The organism is Geodermatophilus sp. SYSU D00691 (genome assembly GCF_054050275.1).
In genome coordinates this window covers 20,931-40,313 of record NZ_JBJGYZ010000044.1, presented here as the reverse complement: position 1 = coordinate 40,313, position 19,383 = coordinate 20,931, and the positions used below count along the sequence as shown (strand labels likewise).

The 19,383-nt window shown below is 74.1% G+C and carries 13 protein-coding genes; 10 read left to right on the top strand and 3 right to left on the bottom strand.

The window, feature by feature from the left end; all coding sequences use genetic code 11:
* Positions 1 to 34: 34 nt before the first annotated feature.
* Positions 35 to 2,041, bottom strand: a complete 2,007-nt coding sequence (locus ACI797_RS24545; RefSeq protein WP_456862329.1) for an alpha-1,4-glucan--maltose-1-phosphate maltosyltransferase — start codon at positions 2,039 to 2,041, stop codon at positions 35 to 37.
* A 123-nt stretch (positions 2,042 to 2,164) separates the two neighbouring features.
* Between ACI797_RS24545 and glgP the strand changes: the two genes are divergently transcribed.
* Together glgP and ACI797_RS24535 are read left to right on the top strand one after the other, a co-directional pair.
* On the top strand, positions 2,165 to 4,717 hold the full coding sequence (gene glgP, locus ACI797_RS24540; protein WP_456862327.1) for an alpha-glucan family phosphorylase: 2,553 nt from the start codon (positions 2,165 to 2,167) through the stop codon (positions 4,715 to 4,717).
* A gap of 142 nt (positions 4,718 to 4,859) precedes the next feature.
* Positions 4,860 to 5,834, top strand: coding sequence for an FHA domain-containing protein (locus ACI797_RS24535; RefSeq protein ID WP_456862326.1), 975 nt, complete (start codon positions 4,860 to 4,862; stop codon positions 5,832 to 5,834).
* Positions 5,835 to 6,147: 313 nt separating this feature from the next.
* Here ACI797_RS24535 and glgX read toward each other — a convergent pair whose 3' ends face one another.
* A complete protein-coding gene (gene glgX, locus ACI797_RS24530) occupies positions 6,148 to 8,295 on the bottom strand; it encodes a glycogen debranching protein GlgX (protein ID WP_456862324.1) in 2,148 nt (715 codons plus the stop codon).
* Between the two features lie 119 nt (positions 8,296 to 8,414).
* On the opposite strand from glgX, the gene ACI797_RS24525 reads away from it, so the two are divergent.
* Positions 8,415 to 9,182 carry an ABC transporter ATP-binding protein gene (locus ACI797_RS24525; protein ID WP_456862322.1) on the top strand — a complete coding sequence of 256 codons (768 nt, stop codon included), beginning with the start codon at positions 8,415 to 8,417 and terminating at the stop codon, positions 9,180 to 9,182.
* A 21-nt stretch (positions 9,183 to 9,203) separates the two neighbouring features.
* Positions 9,204 to 9,989: an enoyl-CoA hydratase/isomerase family protein gene (locus tag ACI797_RS24520; RefSeq protein ID WP_456862320.1), complete on the top strand. Its 786-nt coding sequence runs from the start codon at positions 9,204 to 9,206 to the stop codon at positions 9,987 to 9,989.
* Positions 9,990 to 10,019: 30 nt separating this feature from the next.
* Here ACI797_RS24520 and ACI797_RS24515 read toward each other — a convergent pair whose 3' ends face one another.
* Positions 10,020 to 12,314 carry a protein kinase domain-containing protein gene (locus ACI797_RS24515; protein ID WP_456862318.1) on the bottom strand — a complete coding sequence of 765 codons (2,295 nt, stop codon included), beginning with the start codon at positions 12,312 to 12,314 and terminating at the stop codon, positions 10,020 to 10,022.
* A gap of 164 nt (positions 12,315 to 12,478) precedes the next feature.
* Here ACI797_RS24515 and cds1 point away from each other — a divergent pair, with 164 nt between their 5' ends.
* The 6 genes from cds1 (at position 12,479) to mnmA (ending at position 19,224) form a co-directional block, all read left to right on the top strand.
* Positions 12,479 to 13,588 carry an L-cysteine desulfhydrase Cds1 gene (gene cds1, locus ACI797_RS24510; RefSeq protein WP_456862316.1) on the top strand — a complete coding sequence of 370 codons (1,110 nt, stop codon included), beginning with the start codon at positions 12,479 to 12,481 and terminating at the stop codon, positions 13,586 to 13,588.
* A gap of 116 nt (positions 13,589 to 13,704) precedes the next feature.
* On the top strand, positions 13,705 to 14,484 hold the full coding sequence (locus tag ACI797_RS24505; protein ID WP_456539937.1) for an electron transfer flavoprotein subunit beta/FixA family protein: 780 nt from the start codon (positions 13,705 to 13,707) through the stop codon (positions 14,482 to 14,484).
* Positions 14,485 to 14,515: 31 nt separating this feature from the next.
* Positions 14,516 to 15,481, top strand: a complete 966-nt coding sequence (locus ACI797_RS24500; RefSeq protein ID WP_456862314.1) for an electron transfer flavoprotein subunit alpha/FixB family protein — start codon at positions 14,516 to 14,518, stop codon at positions 15,479 to 15,481.
* Between the two features lie 106 nt (positions 15,482 to 15,587).
* On the top strand, positions 15,588 to 16,970 hold the full coding sequence (locus tag ACI797_RS24495; RefSeq protein ID WP_456862312.1) for an MFS transporter: 1,383 nt from the start codon (positions 15,588 to 15,590) through the stop codon (positions 16,968 to 16,970).
* Positions 16,967 to 18,157 carry a cysteine desulfurase family protein gene (locus ACI797_RS24490; RefSeq protein WP_456862310.1) on the top strand — a complete coding sequence of 397 codons (1,191 nt, stop codon included), beginning with the start codon at positions 16,967 to 16,969 and terminating at the stop codon, positions 18,155 to 18,157. Before ACI797_RS24495 ends, ACI797_RS24490 begins: the two co-directional genes overlap by 4 nt.
* Positions 18,154 to 19,224 carry a tRNA 2-thiouridine(34) synthase MnmA gene (gene mnmA / locus ACI797_RS24485; RefSeq protein ID WP_456862308.1) on the top strand — a complete coding sequence of 357 codons (1,071 nt, stop codon included), beginning with the start codon at positions 18,154 to 18,156 and terminating at the stop codon, positions 19,222 to 19,224. Before ACI797_RS24490 ends, mnmA begins: the two co-directional genes overlap by 4 nt.
* Positions 19,225 to 19,383: the final 159 nt, after the last annotated feature.

Sequence of the window (19,383 nt, the reverse complement as noted above, 5' to 3'; positions counted from 1 at the left end):
TGGTGGGGCGGACGGCCCGGGGGTGGGACCGGGCTCAGGCGGGCGGCGGGAACTGCACCAGGCGCGGGAACGCGATCGAGAAGATGTGCGCCGGCTCGCGGTACGGGTCCAGCTCCAGGTAGTTGAACTGCCCCCAGTCGTAGGAGGCGCCGGTCAGCTCGTCGGTCACCGAGAAGCGCTCGTGCCAGTCGAGCCCGAGGGCCGGCAGGTCGAGGGCCGTCGTCCCGATCTGCGTGTGCCGGCTGGAGAGGTTGACGACCACGAGGACGGCGTCGGTGGACCCCGGGTCGGTCTTCGAGAAGCAGATCAGGTTCGGGTTGTCGACGTCGTGGAACCGGAGGGTGCGCAGCTGCTGCAGCGACGGGTGCGCCCGGCGGATCTCGTTGAGCCGGCGCAGGTACGGCGCCAGGCTGCGCCCGGAGGCCTCGGCGCCGGCCCAGTCGCGCGGCCGCAGCTGGTACTTCTCGCTGTCCAGGTACTCCTCGCTGCCCGGCCGGACGGCGACGTGCTCGAACAGCTCGAACCCGGAGTAGACGCCCCAGGTCGGGCTCATCATCGCCGCGAGCACCGCGCGGATCTTGAACATCGGCGGGCCGCCGTACTGCAGCGACTCGTGGAGGATGTCCGGGGTGTTCACGAAGAAGTTCGGCCGCATGTAGTGCGCCGTCCCGGCCAGCGAGCGGCCGTACTCCTCGAGCTCCCAGCGCTCGGTGCGCCAGGTGAAGTACGTGTAGGACTGCGTGAACCCGAGCCGGGCCAGCTGGTGCATCATCGCCGGCTTGGTGAACGCCTCGGCGAGGAACAGCACGTCGGGGTCGGTCTTCTTGACCTCCCAGATCAGCCAGTGCCAGAAGTTCAGCGGCTTGGTGTGCGGGTTGTCGACGCGGAAGATCTTCACCCCGCAGGACACCCAGTGCCGCACCACCCGGAGCACCTCGGCGTAGATGCCCTGCGGGTCGTTGTCGAAGTTGATCGGGTAGATGTCCTGGTACTTCTTCGGCGGGTTCTCCGCGTAGGCGATCGTGCCGTCGGGCTTGGTGGTGAACCACTCCGGGTGCTCCTTGACCCAGGGGTGGTCGGGCGCGGCCTGCAGCGCCAGGTCCAGCGCCACCTCCATGCCGAGCTCGCCGGCCCGCCGGACGAAGGACCGGAAGTCCTCGAGCGTGCCCAGCTGCGGGTGGACGGCGTCGTGCCCGCCGTCGTCACTGCCGATGGCCCACGGCGAGCCGACGTCGTCGGGGTCGGGGGTGAGGGTGTTGTTGCGGCCCTTGCGGTTGACCCGGCCGATCGGGTGGATCGGCGGCAGGTAGACGACGTCGAACCCCATCTCGGCGACCGCCGGCAGCCGCTCCTGGGCGGTCGTGAACGTGCCGTGCGTCGGGCCGCCGCCGACCAGCGGGCCCTCGGAGCGCGGGAAGAACTCGTACCAGGAGCCGAAGAGCGCGCGCGGCCGGTCGACCCAGACCTCGTAGGTGGGGGAGGCGGTGACCAGCTCGCGCACCGGGTGGTCGTGGAGCACCTGCTGCAGGCCGGGCGTGAAGGAGGGGGCGACCCGGGCGGTGAGCTCCAGCGACTCGTCGCGCAGCGCGGCCGCCGCGGCCGAGACGTCGTCGCGGTGCTCGGCGGGGCAGGCGGCGGCGACCCGGTCGAGCAGCCGCGCGCCCTCCTCGAGGTCGTTGGCCAGCTCGCCGGCGCCCTGGCCGGCGGCGATCTTCACCTCGACCGCGTGGTGCCAGGTGGCCAGCGGGTCGCTCCACGCCTCGACCGTGTAGGTCCAGCGGCCCTCGCGGTCGGGGACGACGGTGGTCAGCCAGCGGTCGGGCTCCTCGCCGTAGCGGGCCATGCGGCGCAGCGGCGGCCGGTCGGTGTCGCCCGGGGGCTGCCAGACGACGTCGGCCGCGACGGCGTCGTGACCCTCGCGGAACACGGTGGCGGTGATCGGCAGGTGCTCACCGACCACGGCGCGCGCGGAGAAGGACCCGCACGACACGACGGGGGCGACATCGGTGATGCCGAGGCGGAGATCAGGTCGGCCAGTCATCACCCGGAACGCTATCGAGATCACCGAGCGGCCACACCTCGGCGGCGGGGGAGCACCCGCAGGAGTGGCCGGGCGGCTCGGCGTGCGGCTGAACCGGCCGCTGCGCCTGGTTAGGCTCGCCCGGTGCGAGCACTCCGGCGGTTCACCGTCCGCGCCACCCTCCCGGACCCCCTGCAGCCACTGGCCCAGCTGGTGATGAACCTGCGCTGGTCGTGGCACCCCGAGACGCGGGACCTGTTCGAGGCCCTCGACCCCGCGCTGTGGCAGGACTGCGGCGGCGACCCGGTCAAGATGATGGGCGAGATCTCGGCCGAGCGGCTGGCCACCCTGGCCAAGGACCGCCGCTTCCTGCGCCGCCTCCAGGACGTCGTCGACGACCTCGAGGAGTACATGGGCGCCGAGCTCTGGTACCAGTCGCTCGGCGGCGACGCCCCCGCCTCCATCGCGTACTTCTCCGCCGAGTTCGGCATCACCGAGGTGCTGCCCCAGTACTCCGGCGGCCTGGGCATCCTGGCCGGCGACCACCTGAAGGCCGCCTCCGACCTCGGCGTCCCGCTGATCGGCGTCGGCCTGCTCTACCGGGCGGGCTACTTCGACCAGGGCCTGTCCGCCGACGGCTGGCAGCTCGAGCACTACCCGGCGCTGGACCCGCACGGCCTGCCGGTCAAGCTGCTGCGCCGCCCGGACGGCTCCGCCGTCGTCATCACCGTGCCGCTGCCCGAGGGCCGCACCCTGCACGCGCACGTGTGGCGGGCCCAGGTGGGGCGGGTGCCGCTGCTGCTGCTCGACACCGACATCGAGGAGAACGCGCCCGCCGAGCGGATGGTCACCGACCGCCTCTACGGCGGCGACGAGGACCACCGGCTGCGGCAGGAGATGCTGCTCGGCATCGGCGGCGTCCGGGCGCTGCGGGCGTTCTGCTCGCACACCGGGACCCCGCAGCCCGAGGTCTTCCACGCCAACGAGGGCCACGCCGGCTTCCAGGGCATCGAGCGCATCCGCGAGCTCACCGAGTCGCACGGTCTGTCGTTCCCCGAGGCGCTGCAGGCGGTGCGCGGCGGCACCGTGTTCACCACGCACACGCCCGTGCCCGCCGGCATCGACCGCTTCCCCCGCGCCCTCATCGAGCGCTACTTCGCCGGGTTCGGCGTCCCGCTGGGCGAGCTGCTGGCACTGGGGGCCGAGGAGGACCCGGCGAAGTTCAACATGGCGCACATGGGGCTGCGCCTCGGGCAGCGGGCCAACGGCGTCAGCCGGCTGCACGGGCACGTCAGCCGGCACATGTTCAACGGCCTGTGGCCGGGCTTCGACGAGGACGACGTCCCGATCTCCTCGATCACCAACGGCGTGCACGCGGCGACCTGGACCGCCCGCGAGCTGGTCGAGCTCGGCACCCAGACGAGCTCGCAGGGCGACCCGCTCCAGGTCGAGGGCCCGGTGCACTTCGACGGCGTCGACCGGATCCCCGCCGGTGACCTGTGGCAGACCCGGCGGATCCTGCGCGGGCGGCTGGTCGACGAGGTGCGCCGCCGGCTGCGGGACACGGCGCTGGCGCGGGGGGCGGTCGAGGCCGAGGTCGGCTGGACCGACACGGCGTTCGACCCCGACGTCCTCACCATCGGCTTCGCCCGCCGGGTGCCGTCCTACAAGCGGCTGACGCTGATGCTGCGCGACCCGGAGCGGCTCAAGGCGCTGCTCCTCGACGACGAGCGGCCGATCCAGCTGGTCATCGCCGGCAAGAGCCACCCGGCCGACGACGGCGGCAAGCAGCTGATCCAGCAGATGGTGCGCTTCGCCGACGACCCCCGGATCCGGCACCGCATCGCGTTCCTGCCCGGCTACGACATCGGCATGGCCCGCTACCTCTACTGGGGCTGCGACGTCTGGCTCAACAACCCGCTGCGGCCGCTGGAGGCCTGCGGCACGTCGGGCATGAAGGCCGCCCTCAACGGCGGGCTGAACCTCTCCATCCGCGACGGCTGGTGGGACGAGTGGTTCGACGGCCAGAACGGCTGGGCCATCCCGACGGCCGACGGCGTCGCCGACGCCGACCGGCGCGACGAGGTGGAGGCCCGCGCCATCTACGACCTGATCGGCACCCAGGTGCTGCCGCGGTTCTACGAGCGCGACCGCGACGGCATCCCCGCCCGCTGGGTCGAGATGGTGCGGCACACGCTGCGCGAGACCGGCCCGAAGGTGCTGGCCGCGCGGATGGTGCACGACTACGTGCAGCAGCTGTACCGGCCGGCGGCGGTCTCGGCGCGGGCGATGTCCGACGGCGGCACCTACGCGCCGGCCCGGGAGGAGGCGGCCCGCCGGGCGCACCTGCTCGACCACTGGGGCACGGTGCGGGTCGCGCACGTCGAGGCCACCGGGGCCGGGGACACCCCGGAGATCGGGACGACCCTCGCGCTGCGCGCCGAGGTCGAGCTGCCCGGCCTGGCGCCGGCCGACGTCCAGGTGCAGGCCGCCTACGGCCGGGTGGACGACGCGGACGGGCTGCACGAGGTGACCTGCATCCCGATGGCGCACGAGCAGGCCGACGGGTCGCGGCACTGGTTCACCGCGACCGTACCGCTCGAGCGCACCGGCGCCTTCGGGTACACGGTGCGGGTGCTGCCGCACTCGGAGCACCTCGCCAACCCCGCGGAGCTGGGGGTCGTCACCAGCGCGTAGGGACGCCGCCGCCCGGTCCGTACTCTCGCTTGAGACCCTCAGGTCACGGGTATCCCACGCACCCCGGGTGACACCTCGCTCGCTCGGCGTGGCGGTGCTCCGCGGCCGCCCACACCTGTTGCGCAACACTAGGCTGGAGCCCATGCCCGACCGCTGTGAAGTCCTCCCCGGAGAGTCGGTCGTCGCCCGTCGCGGCGGCGGCCTGCTGTGGGTCGACGCGCCCGGCTCGCCCGCCCTGGTGGCGGCCCTCCACGCCTGCCTGGGGGTCTCGGGTCCCGGCGCCGACCGCGTCCTGGCCGCCGTCGCCGGCCAGGTCTCCACCCTCGCCCACGGCGGGGCCTCCTTCGCCCTCGTGCTCGCCGACACCACAGAGGGCGCCGGTACCGGTGTCGCGCTGTGGTCGGGGAAGGGCCAGCCCGCCGTCGACAGCGTGCCGGTCTCGGGCTCGTCGGTCGACGGCGGCTGCACGCTGGCGGCCGGGTTCTCGCTCGGCCAGACCCTCTACGTCGGCCCCGGCCAGGCGGCGCCCCAGATGCCGCCGGGTGTCGCCTTCGACCTGGTCGAGGGGACCGTCCCGGGCTCCGGCGCGATGCTGCAGCTGGCCGCCCCGGCGCCGGCCGCCTCCGCGCCCCAGCCGGCCGCGGCTCCCGCGCAGACGTACTCCGCCCCGTCCGACGCCGGCTTCGGCGCGGCGCCGTCCGCCCCGGTGTCCTCCGGTGCGACGCGGGCCGACTCGGGCGAGCAGACGGCGTTCTGGCGCCCCGACACCCCGTCGGCGCCGATCCTGCGGTTCGACGACGGCATGGTCGTCACCGTCGACGAGGACCTCGTGCTGGGCCGCCGTCCGGACAACCACGAGCTCGTCACCGCCGGCTCGGCCCGGCCGGTGCCGATAGCGGACACGCAGAACGTGCTGTCCTCGGCGCACGCGGCCATCCAGCGCGCCGGCCGCGAGGTCTCGCTCGTCGACCTGGGCTCGCTCAACGGCACCCACGTCGCCGGCCCCGAGGCCACCGAGTGGACCCAGCTCGAGCCCGGCGTCGCCCACCCCCTGTCCGACGGCGACCGGCTGCTGCTCGGCTGGACCGTCATCACCTTCGAACAGCCGCAGGACTGACGCCCGACTGAACGCCGGAGGGCCCCGCCGGTTCGCCGGCGGGGCCCTTCGGCGTTCCGGAGCGGCTCACCCGCGCCGCGGAGTCGCCACCCCCGCCGCCGACCGCGCGGGTCGTGGCCGCTCGTTCTCGCGAGGGTGAGGCGTCCTCCCGCACCGCAGGAGGTCCTCCCTCGTGCCGCAGCGCGGGGGAGGAGCCGCCCGGATCAGGTGAGCTGATCGTCGCTGCGGCTCGCCCGCGCCGCGGAGTCGCCGCCCCCGCCGCCGACCGCGCGGGTCGCGGCCACGCGGCGAGGGTGACGTCCGCCGGGGTCGCTCAGGGACGGCGGAGGATGCGCATCAGCCAGACGCTGCGGCCCGGCAGCTCCACCGGACCGGGGCCCACCACCGCCGGCCGCGGCGGGGCGCCGGTGGGGTACTCGGTGGAGAGCACCAGCTCGTAGCCGTCGCCCCACGGCGGCCCCGGCAGCGTCACCGTCGTCGCCTCTGCGCCGGCGTGCAGCCACACCAGGTACGACTCGTCGACCACCTTCCGGCCGAACTCGTCGCGGTGCCGCAGCGCCCGCCCGTCGAGGTACATGCCGACCGTCTTCAGGCCGGTGTCGAACCAGTCCGAGGTGGTCAGCTGCGCGCCGGCCGGGTTGAACCAGGCCAGGTCGCGGGTGCCGCCGGTCGCCGGCAGCTCGTGGCCCTCGAAGAACGCCTCCTGCCGCAGCGCCGGGGCGGTGTGCCGCAGCTGCACCAGCCGGCGGACGAAGGCCAGCAGGTCCTCGTCGACGTCCTTCCAGTCGATCCAGGAGATCTCGTTGTCCTGGCAGTAGGCGTTGTTGTTGCCCAACTGCGTGCGGCCGAGCTCGTCGCCGGCGGTCAGCATGGGCACCCCGGTCGACAGCAGCAGCGTGGCCAGGTGGTTGCGCACCTGCCGGGCCCGCAGCGACGTGATCTCCGGGTCGTCGGTCGGCCCCTCGACGCCGCAGTTCCAGTTGCGGTTGTGGCTCTCGCCGTCCCGGTTGTCCTCGCCGTTGGCCTCGTTGCGCTTGCGCTCGTAGGCGACCAGGTCGGCGAGGGTGAACCCGTCGTGGGCGGTGACGAAGTTGATGCTGGCGAACGGCCGCCGGCCGTCGGAGCGGTAGAGGTCCGACGAGCCGGTGAGCCGGTAGGCGAGGTCGCGGACGCCGACCTGGGCGCCGGACCACACGTCGCGCACCGTGTCGCGGTACTTGCCGTTCCACTCGGTCCACGGCGGCGGGAAGTTGCCCACCTGGTAGCCGCCCTCGCCGACGTCCCACGGCTCGGCGATCAGCTTCACCTGGCTGACCACCGGGTCCTGGTGGACGACGTCGAAGAACGCCGAGAGCCGGTCGACGTCGTGCATGGACCGGGCCAGCGCCGAGGCCAGGTCGAACCGGAACCCGTCGACGTGCATCTCGGTCACCCAGTAGCGCAGCGAGTCCATGAGCAGCGCCAGGACGGCGGGGCGGCGGACGTCGAGGGTGTTCCCGCAGCCGGTGTAGTCGGTGTACCGGGCCGCGTCACCGCCGCGCACGCGGTAGTACGCGCGGTTGTCGATGCCCTTGAACGACAGCGTCGGGCCGGTGTGGTCGCCCTCGGCGGTGTGGTTGTAGACGACGTCGAGCACGACCTCGATGCCCGCCGCGTGCAGCGCCTTGACCATCGCCTTGAACTCGGTGACCTGCTGCCCGGCGCTGCCCGCGGAGCTGTAGGCCGCGTGCGGGGCGAAGTAGCCCAGGGTGTTGTAGCCCCAGTAGTTGGTCAGGCCGCGGCGCAGCAGGTGCGGCTCGCTGACGAAGTGGTGCACCGGCAGCAGCTCGACGGCGGTGACGCCGAGCCCGGTCAGGTGATCGATGAACGCCGGGTGCGCCAGTCCTGCGTAGGTGCCGCGCAGCGCCGGCGGGACCTCGGGGTGGCGCATGGTGGCGCCCTTGACGTGCACCTCGTAGATCACCGTGTCCGACCACGGCGTCCCCGGGCGCCGGTCGCCCTCCCAGGGGAAGGAGTCGTGGATGACCACCCCCCGGGGGACGAACGGGGCCGAGTCGCGGTCGTCGGGGGTCTGCGAGTCGGGGTTGTCGCCGCGGTAGCCGAACAGAGCGCCGTCGAGGGCGAGCTGCCCGTCGACGGCCCGCGTGTACGGGTCGAGCAGCAGCTTGGCGGGGTTGTAGCGCTGGCCGCTGCCGGGGTCGTAGGCGCCGTGCACCCGGTAGCCGTAGCGCTGGCCCGGGCCGACGCCGGGCAGCCGGGCGTGCCAGACCTGGTGCGTGTTCTCCTGCAGCCGGTGCCGGTGCTCCCCGCCGTCGGCGTCGAACAGGCACAGGTCCACCGCCTGCGCGCCGCCGGCCCACAGCGCGAAGTTGGTGCCGGTCCCGTCCCAGTGCGCGCCCAGGGGGCTCGGCCATCCGGGCCATGCGATGGGACCGGACGGTCCGACCTCGGGGAACTCCACGCCGCGATCCTGCCCCCTCCCGACCCGTGGCGCGTCGCAGGGAGCGCTGCGGGAGTTGGTTGGATGGACGTGTGTCGAGCAGTGTGTCGGGTGGGGGCGCGTCCGGACCGGTCGTCCGGATGCGGGGGGTCGACGTCGTACGGGGGGACACCCACCTGCTGCGCGGCGTCGACTGGACGGTGGAGGCCGACCACCGGTGGGTGGTCCTCGGCCCCAACGGGGCGGGGAAGACGACGCTGCTGCAGCTGGCCGCCGCCCACATGCACCCCACGCGCGGGGAGGTCCAGCTGCTGGGGGAGACCCTGGGCGCCGTCGACGTCTTCGAGCTGCGCCCGCGGATCGGCCTGACCAGCGCCTCCCTGGCGCAGCGGATCGAGCCGGGGGAGAAGACCGGCGACGTCGTCGTCTCCGCCGGCTACGCCGTGGTCGGCCGGTGGCGCGAGCGCTACGACGTCCACGACCTGACCCGCGCCGGGATGCTGATGAACCAGTGGGGCGTGGCCCAGTTCGCGCACCGGCCGTTCGGCACGCTGTCGGAGGGCGAGCGCAAGCGCGCCCAGATCGCCCGCGCGCTCATGCCCGACCCCGAGCTGCTGCTGCTCGACGAGCCGGGCGCCGGCCTCGACCTCGGCGGTCGCGAGGACCTGGTGGCCCGGCTGGCCGACCTCGCGCGCTACCTCTACGCGCCGGCGCAGGTGCTGGTCACCCACCACGTCGAGGAGATCCCGCCCGGCTACGACCACGCCCTGCTGCTGCGCGACGGCGAGGTGGTGGCCGCCGGGGCGGCCGACGACGTCCTCACCGCCGCGCACCTCTCCGACACCTTCGGCCTGGCGCTGACCCTGTCGCGGCAGGACGGCCGGTTCACCGCTCGCCGCGCCCCGTAGCCCCGCGGCTAGGGTGCGGCCATGACGGAGCCGCAGTTCGTGACCCTGCAGGTCGAGGACGGGGTGGGCACCATCCGCCTCGACCGGCCGAAGATGAACGCGATCGACGAGCAGCTGCACCGCGAGGTGCGGGCCGCGGCGATGGAGGCCGCCGAGCGCACCGACGTCCGCGCGGTGGTGATCTACGGCGGGGAGCGGGTCTTCGCCGCCGGCGCCGACATCAAGGCGATGTCGCAGCTCGACGGCAGCTCGATGGTGGCGTGGGGCCGTGAGCTGCAGAACTCCTTCATCGAGGTGGCCCGGGTGCCGAAGCCGGTCATCGCGGCCGTCACCGGCTACGCCCTCGGCGGCGGCTACGAGCTCGCCCTGTGCGCCGACTTCCGGGTGCTCGGTACGAACGCCAAGATCGGCCAGCCGGAGATCCTGCTCGGCGTCATCCCGGGGGCCGGCGGCACCCAGCGGCTGGCCCGCCTGGTCGGCCCGGCCAAGGCCAAGGACCTGGTGTTCACCGGCCGGCACGTCGGGGCGGAGGAGGCGCTGGAGATCGGCCTGGCCGACGCCGTCGTCCCCGACGACGAGGTCTACGCCACCGCCCTCGCGATGGCACGGAAGTTCGCCGCCGGCCCGCCGCTGGCCCTGGCCGCCGCGAAGCGGGCCATCGACGAGGGCCTGGACCTCCCGCTGGCCGAAGGGCTGGCGTTGGAGAGCCGGCTGTTCGCCGAGATGTTCGACACCGAGGACCAGAAGACCGGCATGCGCTCGTTCCTCGAGAGCGGCCCCGGGAAGGCCGCGTTCTCCGGACGCTAGACGGCCGGCACGACGGGACCGGCCGCCGGCTCACCGGTCCCCGGCGTGGAGGATCCGGACCGTGCCCGTCTCGAGCTGCGTCACGTAGAGGGTCGTCCCGTCCGGGGAGACCGCCACGCTGGAGGGCTGCCCGCCCACCTCGATCGACGCCGAGACCGTCCGCGTCTCGGTGTCGACCACGGTCACCGTGCCGCCGGTCACGTCGGCGGTGTAGAAGTGCTTGCCATCCGGTGCATAGGTGATGTCCTGCGGGCGCGTCCCGATCGGGATCGTCGTGACCACCGCATGGGTGGCGGGGTCGATGATCCACACGTCGTTACTGTCGAAGCAGACGACGGAGACCTGCGATCCGTCCGGCGACACCGCGATGCTGTGCGGCGAGGTGCCCACGGGGACGGTGGTGATCACCCGCCCGCCGGCCGTGAGGTCGAGCACCGAGACCAGGTTGGACTCGTGGTTGGCGGTGTAGCCGGTCCGGCCATCGGCACTGACGGCGATCCAGTGCGGGTTGCGGGCCACCGCGTACGAAGCGATCTCCTGTGCCGTCGTCGTGTCCAGCACCTGCACGCGACCCTCGTCGTGCAGGGGCACGTAGAGCAGGCGTCCGTCCGGGGAGGTCTCCGGGGCGTACGGCCGGAGCCCGACCTCGACCGTGGCCATCACCCGGTTCACCCGGGTGTCGACGAAGACGACCCGGTTCTCGGTGTACTCGGGCGCGTTGGTCACGGTGATGTAGGCGACACGGCTGTCCGGTGAGAACGTGATGAACCACGGGGGTCCGGCGGGGATCGGGATCGTCCCGGTCGCCTTGCCCAACGTCGTGTCGAAGACGGTGACGATGCCCTCGTCGCGGTTCGCGATGTACGCGAACCGCCCGTTCGGGGCGACCGCCATGTAGCCCGGGGTCGGGTTCACCTCGATCGGGTCGCCCTCGACGTAGGGAACGGCCAGGCTGGCCGCCGGGGGTTCCGGCGTCGGGATGGGCGAGGGCGAGGGCGGCTCGCCCGTCGCGGTCCCGTCCGTGGGCGGGGCGGAGGTGCCGGGCTGCGCGGTCCCGCTCCCCGTGTCGCTGTCCCGCTGCCAGAGCAGAACGGTGAGCGTAACCGCGACGAGCGCCAGCACCAGGACACCGACGAGGACCGGCCACCGCTGCCGCCGCTTCCCTGCCGGGCCCCTCGGCGCTCCGGGCCCTCCGTGCGCTCCGTGCGCTCCGTGCGCTGGTGGCACGGGACCCCTCGGCCCCGCCGAGGAGGGTGCCAACGGTTCGGTGGACCGGTGCCCACCATCGGCCGAGCGCAGGCCCAGATCGACCGCTGGGAGCGGAGGCAGCGGACCCTGCCGCGGGACGACGGGTGCGACGCCGTCCGTGCCGGTGGCCGCGGCCGCCGCCACCGGTTCGTCCACGGACCGGACGGTCTCCGGCTCGCGGGGAACCGTCGCCGCAGCCGCCGCCGCGCCGGACGCAGTGGCCGCTGTCGGTACCGCGGCCGGGCCCGCCGGTGCGGCGGCGTCCTGGAGCGCCGCCTTGGCGGAGCCGATCAGCTCGCACGGCGTCGAGTAGCGGTCGTCCGCCCGCTTGGCCATGCCTCTGGAGATCACGGCGTCGAGCTGCCGGGGTACCCCGCTCACGAGCTCGCTCGGCCGGGGCGGATCGCTGTAGAGGTGTGCGTAGAGGAGGGCCGGGAGGTCCGAGCCGGCGAACGGCCTGGTGGCCGTCAGGCACTCGGCCAGGACGCAGGCGAGGGAGTAGACGTCGACGCGGCCGTCGATGGGCGTGTTGGTGAAGCGTTCGGGCGCCATGTAGTCCAAGGTGCCCACCGTGGCGCCGGTGATCGTCAGCGACGTCTGCGTGCTGCCGACCGAGCGGGCGATCCCGAAGTCCACGACGTAGACGAAGTCGTTGGGCGTCACGAGGATGTTGGAGGGCTTGACGTCCCGGTGGACCAACCCGTCCGCGTGCGCGGCCTCCAGCGCGTCGGCCGCCTGCGCGAGCAGCGCGACCGCCCGCTCCGGTGCCAACGGCCCGTCCCGGAGGATCTCGCCCAGATCGCGGCCGTCGACCAGCCGCATGTCGATGTAGAGCCGGCCGTCGATCTCGCCGTAGTCGTGGATGGGGACCACGTGGGGTTCCCGCAGCCGGGCGGCCACGTGGGACTCCCGGCGGAACCGGCTCAGGAACTCGTGGTCGTGCGCCAGGGACTCGGGGAGCACCTTCAGCGCGACCAGGCGTTCGCGTCGGGTGTCCCGCGCGCGCCAGACCTCCCCCATCCCGCCGACGCCGATGAGCTCCTCGAGCTCGTAGGGACCGAACTGGCGCACGGTCATGCGGCGCCCCCTCGGCGGTCACCGGCGGTCGTGCGGCCGTTTCCCGCCGCCGCCGTGTGGGGCGCACTGTAGGTCTGCTCCCGCGGGCGGTAAAGACCTCCGTGGACGCCGCTCGCCGGACCGGTTCCGCAGCCGTGGCGCCCAGGCGCGGCATGATCGCGGGCGTGACCCACCCGCCGGACGACGTCGACCGCTCCGATGCCGCCGGGCGCTCGTGGGTCGACCGCGCCGTCGCCGCCGTGGAGGCCGACGCGGTGCGCAGCGCCGACACCCACCTGCTCGTCTACCCGCTGCCGCCGGAGTGGGGCGTCGACCTCTACCTCAAGGACGAGTCGACGCACCCGACCGGCAGCCTCAAGCACCGGCTGGCCCGGTCGCTGTTCCTGTACGCCCTGTGCTCGGGGCAGATCTCCGAGGGCAGCACCGTCGTCGAGGCCTCCAGCGGGTCGACCGCGGTCAGCGAGGCCTACTTCGCCCGCATGCTCGGGCTGCCGTTCGTGGCGGTGATGCCGGCCTCGACCAGCCCGGAGAAGATCGCCCTCATCGAGTTCCACGGCGGCCGCTGCCACCTCGTCGGCGACCCGGCCGCGGTCTACGACGAGGCCCGCCGGGTCGCCGACGAGACCGGCGGGCACTACCTCGACCAGTTCACCAACGCCGAGCGGGCCACCGACTGGCGGGGCAACAACAACATCGCCGAGTCGGTGTTCGAGCAGCTGGCCCTGGAGCGGCACCCGGTGCCCGAGTGGATCGTCGTCGGGGCCGGCACGGGCGGGACCAGCGCGACGATCGGCCGCTACCTGCGCTACCGGCGGCTGGCGACCCGCCTGGCGGTGGTCGACCCGGAGGGGTCGTCCTTCTTCCCGTCCTGGCGGGACGACGACCGGGCGGTGGCCACCGGCCGGTCCTCGCGCATCGAGGGGATCGGCCGTCCCCGCGTCGAGCCGTCGTTCGTGCCGACGATCGTCGACCGGATGATCTGCGTGCCCGACGCGGCCTCGATCGCCGCGGTGCGCCACCTGGAGCGGGCCACCGGGCGGCGGGCCGGCGGCTCCACCGGCACCAACCTGTGGGGTGCGTTCGGCCTGGTCGCGGAGATGCTCGCCGCCGGCCGGACCGGCAGCGTGGTCACGCTGCTCTGCGACGGCGGCGAGCGGTACGCGCACACGTACTACTCCAATGGCTGGCTCGCCCGGCAGGGCCTGGACCTCGCTCCGCACGCCGCCGCGCTGGAGGTCTTCGCGGCGACGGGGGAGTGGTCGGCCGGCCGGTGATACAGGTCACCCGCCTACCCCGGCGCGTGTCCGTTACCGGCCAGTAACCTCCATGATCGGAGCTAGGCGGGCGTCAGGGCCCGCGCCCTGACCCCATCGCGGAGGTAGGTCTGGCGATGAACATCGTCGTTCTGGTCAAGCAGGTCCCGGACTCCGGCAGCGAGCGCAAGCTCGACCCGTCCGACAACACGGTCGCGCGGGCGACGGCGGACAACGTCATCAACGAGATGGACGAGTACGCCATCGAGGAGGCGCTGCTCGTGCGCGACCGCGAGGGCGGCGAGGTCACCGTCCTGTCCGTCGGCCCCGACTCCGCGACCGACGCGATCCGCAAGGCGCTGTCGATGGGCGCCGACAAGGCGGTGCACGTCTCCGACGAGGCGATCCACGGCTCGTGCGCCATCCAGACGTCCGCGGTGATCGCCGCGGCGCTGGGCCAGCTGGAGTACGACCTGGTGCTGTGCGGCGCCGAGGCGACCGACGCGCAGATGAGCGTCATGCCGGCGCTGCTGAGCGAGCGGCTGGGCATCCCGCAGCTCTCCGGCGCCCGCAAGCTCACCATCGAGGGCGGCGTCGCCAAGGTGGAGCGGCAGACCGACACCGGGTACTGGGCGCTCGAGGCCCCGCTGCCGGCCATCGTGTCCACCTGGGACTCGATCAACGAGCCGCGCTACCCCTCCTTCAAGGGGATCATGGCCGCCAAGAAGAAGCCGGTGGAGACCAAGTCGCTGGCCGACCTCGGCGTCGACACCGGCTCGGTCGGCCTGGCCAGCGCCACGTCGCAGGTCGTCGACTTCGCCGGTCGCCCGCCGAAGGGCGCCGGGGTGAAGGTGACCGACGAGGGCGACGGCGCCGAGAAGCTCGTCGGCTTCCTCGCCGAGCAGAAGATCGTCTGACCCGGACCTGAGAGCGAAGGAGAACACAGACATGGCTGAGGTCCTGGTCCTCGTCGAGCTCAACCCCGCCGGCGGTGGCGTCCGCAAGACGACGCTGGAGGCGCTGACCGCCGCCCGCGCGCTGGGCGAGCCGTCGGCCGTCGTGGCCGGCGCCCCCGGCTCGGCCGCCGGCGCCAAGGACGCGCTGGCCGAGTACGGCGCGCAGAAGGTCTACGTCGCCGAGTCGCCCGAGATCGACGACTACCTCGTGGCGCCCAAGGCCGAGGTGCTCGCGCAGCTGGTCGAGCGGGTCTCCCCGGCCGCCGTGGTCATCCCGTCCTCGCCCGAGGGCAAGGAGGTGGCCGCCCGGCTGGCGGTCAAGACCGGCAGCGGGCTGCTGACCGACGTCACCGAGATCGCCGCCGACGGCACCGCCACCCAGGCGGCCTTCGCCGGCTCGACGATCGTGCACTCGCGCGTCACCACCGGCACCCCGATCTACACGCTGCGCGGCAACTCGGTCGCCCCGGAGCCCGCGCCGGGTGCCGCGGCCGAGGAGACCGTCGAGGTGGCGCTGTCCGACGCCGCCAAGCAGGTCAAGGTCGTCGACCGGGTCGTGGAGCAGAAGAGCAGCCGGCCGGAGCTGACCGAGGCGGCGATCGTCGTCTCCGGCGGCCGCGGCGTGGCCAGCGCGGAGAACTTCTCGATCATCGAGAACCTGGCCGACTCGCTCGGCGCCGCGGTCGGCGCCTCGCGCGCGGCGGTCGACTCCGGCTTCTACCCGCACACCTTCCAGGTGGGGCAGACCGGCAAGACCGTGTCGCCGCAGCTCTACATCGCCGTCGGCATCTCCGGCGCGATCCAGCACCGCGCCGGCATGCAGACCAGCAAGACGATCGTCGCCATCAACAAGGACCCCGAGGCGCCGATCTTCGAGCTGGCCGACTTCGGCGTGGTGGGGGACCTGTTCCAGGTCGCCCCGCAGGCCACGGAGCTGATCAAGACCCGCAAGGGCTGAGTCCTCAGCACGGCCGCCGAGCGCCGGTCCCCGTCGGGGGGCCGGCGCTCGGCGTGTGTCCGGAAAGAGTTCGCGGGGCGGGACGGTTGAGCGGAAGGTGGACGGGGTGGCGCGACTGCTCGACCGGGAGCACCGGCTGACTACGGCCGGGCTGGTCATGCTGGTCACGTTCATCGCCTTCGAGGCGATGGCGGTGGGGACGGCGATGCCGACCGCGGTCGCCGAGCTCGACGGGCTGGCCTGGTACGCGTGGCCGTTCAGCGCCTTCCTCGTCGCCTCCGTCCTCGGCATGGTCGTCGGCGGCGACCTCGGCGACCGGCGCGGGGCCGGTGTGGCGCTGCCCTGGGGCGTCGCCGCGTTCGCGGTGGGCCTGCTGGTCGCCGGCGTCGCCGGGCACATGTCGCTGTTCGTCGCCGGCCGGGCGGTGCAGGGCTTCGGCGCCGGCACCATCGCGGTCAACCTCTACGTGATCGCCGGGCTGGCCTACGAGCCGGCGCTGCGCCCGCGGCTGTTCGGCGCGATCAGCTCCGCCTGGGTGCTGCCCGCGCTCGTCGGGCCGCTGCTGGCCGGCCTGCTCACCACGCACGCCAGCTGGCGGCTGGTCTTCCTCGGCCTCCTCCCGCTGATCGCGCTCGGCACCGGGCTGGTGCTGCCCGCCGTCCGGGCGCTGCCGCGCAGCGAGGGCCCCGGCCGGCCGGCGCGGTCCCGGTGGGGCTGGGCGCTGCTCGCCGGGGCCGGCATCGGGGTGCTGCAGTACGCCGGCCAGCGCCGCGACCTGCTCGCCCTGGGCCTCGCGGTCGCCGGTCTCGCCGCCCTGCTCGCGGGCCTGCGGCCGCTGCTGCCGGCCGGCACCGGCCGGGCGCGGCGGGGGCTGCCGGCGGTGGTCGCCTCGCGCGGGCTGCTCGCCGGCGCCTTCTTCGGCATGGACGCCCTGCTGCCGCTGGCCCTCACCGAGGTGCACGGGTTCAGCGCCACCACCGCCGGCATCCCGCTGACCGCCGGCGCGGTCGGCTGGGCCCTGGCGTCGCACCTCCAGGGGCGCTTCCCCGACGCCCCGCGCGAGCGGCTGCTGCGGCTCGGCTTCGCGCTGCTGGCCGCCGGCCTGGCCGGGACGGCGCTGACCGCGGTCCCCGCCCTCGGCGGGTGGCCGGCGTACCTCACCTGGGCCGTCGCCGGGCTCGGCATGGGCCTGGGCATGCCCAGCGTCGGCGTGCTGCTGCTCGACCAGTCGCCGGAGCACCGCCGAGGCGCCGACTCGGCGGCCCTGCAGATCTCCGACGTCACCGCCTCGGCGCTGTGCATCGGCCTGGCCGGGGTGCTGGTCGCCGCGGCCACCGCGGGGGCGCTGTCGATGCCGGCGGCGATCGGCGGCACGGTCGCCGTCCTCACCGTGCTCGCACTGGTCGGCGTCCGGGTCGCCGGGCGGGCCGCCGCCCCGGTTCCCGGGCGGGCGACCGCGGAGGGCGCGACTACATTGAGTGCGTCATGACGTACCTGGACCACGCGGCCACGACGCCGGTGCTCCCCGAGGTGCTGACCGCGATGACCGAGCAGCTCGGCCGCGTGGGCAACGCCTCCTCGCTGCACGCCAGCGGCCGGGCCGCGCGGCGCGAGGCCGAGCAGGCGCGGGAGCGGATCGCCGAGGCGCTGGGCGCGCGGCCGTCGGAGGTGCTGTTCACCGGCGGCGGCACCGAGAGCGACAACCTCGCCGTCAAGGGCCTGTTCTGGGCGCGGCGCACGGCCGACTCGCGCCGTCGCCGGCTCGTGGTCAGCCCGGCCGAGCACCACGCCGTGCTCGACAGCGTCGAGTGGCTGGTCAAGCACGACGGCGCCGACGTCACCTGGCTGCGGGTCGAACCCAGCGGCCGCGTGACGCCGGACGCCCTGGCCGACGCGCTCGGCGACGGCACCGACGTCGCGGTGGCCAGCGTCATGTGGGCCAACAACGAGATCGGCACCGTCAGCGACGTGGCGGCGCTGGCCGACGTCGCGCACGCGGTCGGCGTGCCGCTGCACACCGACGCGGTGCAGGCGGTCGGCCAGGTGCCGGTCGACTTCGCCGCCAGCGGCGCCGACGCGCTCACCATGACCGGCCACAAGCTGGGCGGCCCGATGGGCGCCGGGGTGCTGCTGCTGCGCCGCGACGCCGAGTGCACGCCGCTGCTGCACGGCGGCGGCCAGGAGCGCGACGTGCGCTCGGGCACCCTCGACGTCGCGGCCATCGTCGGCTTGCAGGTGGCGACGACGGCGGCGGTCCGGGGGCGGCCCGAACGGGCGTCGCGGCTGGCGCGGCTGCGCGACCGGCTCGTCGCCGGCGTCGTCGCCCAGGTGCCCGACGCCCAGCTCAACGGCGCGCCGCTGGACGACGTCCTCGCCGGCGGGCCCGGACGGCTGCCGGGCAACGCGCACCTGTCCTTCCCCGGTGCGGAGGGCGACGCGCTGCTCATGCTGCTCGACGCCCGCGGGGTCGAGTGCTCGACCGGGTCGGCCTGCAGCGCGGGGGTGGCACGGCCCAGCCACGTGCTGCTGGCAGTGGGCGCCGAGCCGGGGCGGGCCCGCAGCTCGCTGCGGTTCAGCCTCGGGCACACCTCGACCGACGCCGACGTCGACGCGCTGCTCGAGGTGATCGGGCCGGTGGTGGAGCGCGCGCGGCGGGCGGGTCTGGGGTCGCGGTGAGGGTGCTCGCCGCGATGAGCGGCGGCGTGGACTCCGCCGTCGCCGCCGCGCTCGCCGTCGACGCCGGGCACGACGTGACCGGCGTGCACCTGGCGCTCTCGCCCGACCGGCAGGAGCTGCGCAGCGGCGCCCGCGGCTGCTGCAGCGTGGAGGACGCGCACGACGCCCGCAGGGTGGCCGACGAGCTCGGCATCCCCTTCTACGTCTGGGACCTCGCCGAGCGGTTCGCCGAGGACGTCGTCGAGGACTTCGTGGCCGAGTACGAGGCCGGGCGCACGCCGAACCCGTGCCTGCGCTGCAACGAGAAGATCAAGTTCGCCGCGGTGCTGGACCGCGCGCGGGCGCTGGGCTTCGACGCCGTCGTCACCGGTCACCACGCCCGGCTCTCCGGCGGCGAGCTGCGCCGCTCGGTCGACGCGGGCAAGGACCAGTCGTACGTGCTGGCCGTGCTCACCGCCGAGCAGCTGGCGGGCGCGGCGTTCCCGCTCGGCTCGATGACCAAGGGCCGGGTGCGCGAGATCGCCGCCGAGCGCGGCTTCGCCGTCGCCGCCAAGCCCGACTCGCACGACATCTGCTTCATCCCCGACGGCGACACCCGGGGCTTCCTCGCCCGCCGGCTGGGCAGCCGGCCGGGTCCGCTGGTCGACGCGACCACCGGGGCCACGGTGGGCGAGCACGACGGCACCTACGGCTTCACCGTCGGCCAGCGCCGCGGCCTCGGGGTGAGCGTCGGCGACTCCCGCCCGCGGTACGTGCTCGGCATCGAGCCGGTCAGCCGCACCGTGACCATCGGGACGGCGGACCTCGCCGGCGTCCGCGAGGTGCGCACGGCGCCGCCGACGTGGACCGGCGCAGCGCCGGTGCTGCCGCTGCGGGCGGAGGTGCAGCTGCGCGCGCACGGCACGCCGGTCGCCTGCGCGGTGACCGCGGCCGACGGCGGTCTGCTGCTGCGGCTGGACGACCCGCAGCGCGGCGTGGCGCCCGGGCAGTCCGCCGTGATCTACGAGCCGGACGCCGAGCGCGGCGACCGGGTGCTCGGGCAGGGCGCCGTCCTGTCGACGGCGTGAGCTCAGAACTACGTTCCCTGACCGGTCTTCACTTCCGAGACGGTCCGGGCTAGCGTCGTCTCGAGCCACTTCCTGAGCGAAGCTTCTTAGCTCGGCTCACCACCTCGCCGCGAGGCCACCCGACCCGGTGGTCTGCTCCCGCATGCCCTGTGGAGGACG

Bases quoted from the DNA above. Each gene is read 5' to 3' on its own strand.
- ACI797_RS24490 (WP_456862310.1), top strand. From the start codon at position 16,967: ATGACGTACCTGGACCACGCGGCCACGACGCCGGTGCTCCCCGAGGTG.
- ACI797_RS24535 (WP_456862326.1), top strand. From the start codon at position 4,860: ATGCCCGACCGCTGTGAAGTCCTCCCCGGAGAGTCGGTCGTCGCCCGT.
- ACI797_RS24500 (WP_456862314.1), top strand. From the start codon at position 14,516: ATGGCTGAGGTCCTGGTCCTCGTCGAGCTCAACCCCGCCGGCGGTGGC.
- ACI797_RS24545 (WP_456862329.1), bottom strand. From the start codon at position 2,041: ATGACTGGCCGACCTGATCTCCGCCTCGGCATCACCGATGTCGCCCCC.
- ACI797_RS24505 (WP_456539937.1), top strand. From the start codon at position 13,705: ATGAACATCGTCGTTCTGGTCAAGCAGGTCCCGGACTCCGGCAGCGAG.
- ACI797_RS24515 (WP_456862318.1), bottom strand. From the start codon at position 12,314: ATGACCGTGCGCCAGTTCGGTCCCTACGAGCTCGAGGAGCTCATCGGC.
- ACI797_RS24525 (WP_456862322.1), top strand. From the start codon at position 8,415: ATGCGGGGGGTCGACGTCGTACGGGGGGACACCCACCTGCTGCGCGGC.
- ACI797_RS24520 (WP_456862320.1), top strand. From the start codon at position 9,204: ATGACGGAGCCGCAGTTCGTGACCCTGCAGGTCGAGGACGGGGTGGGC.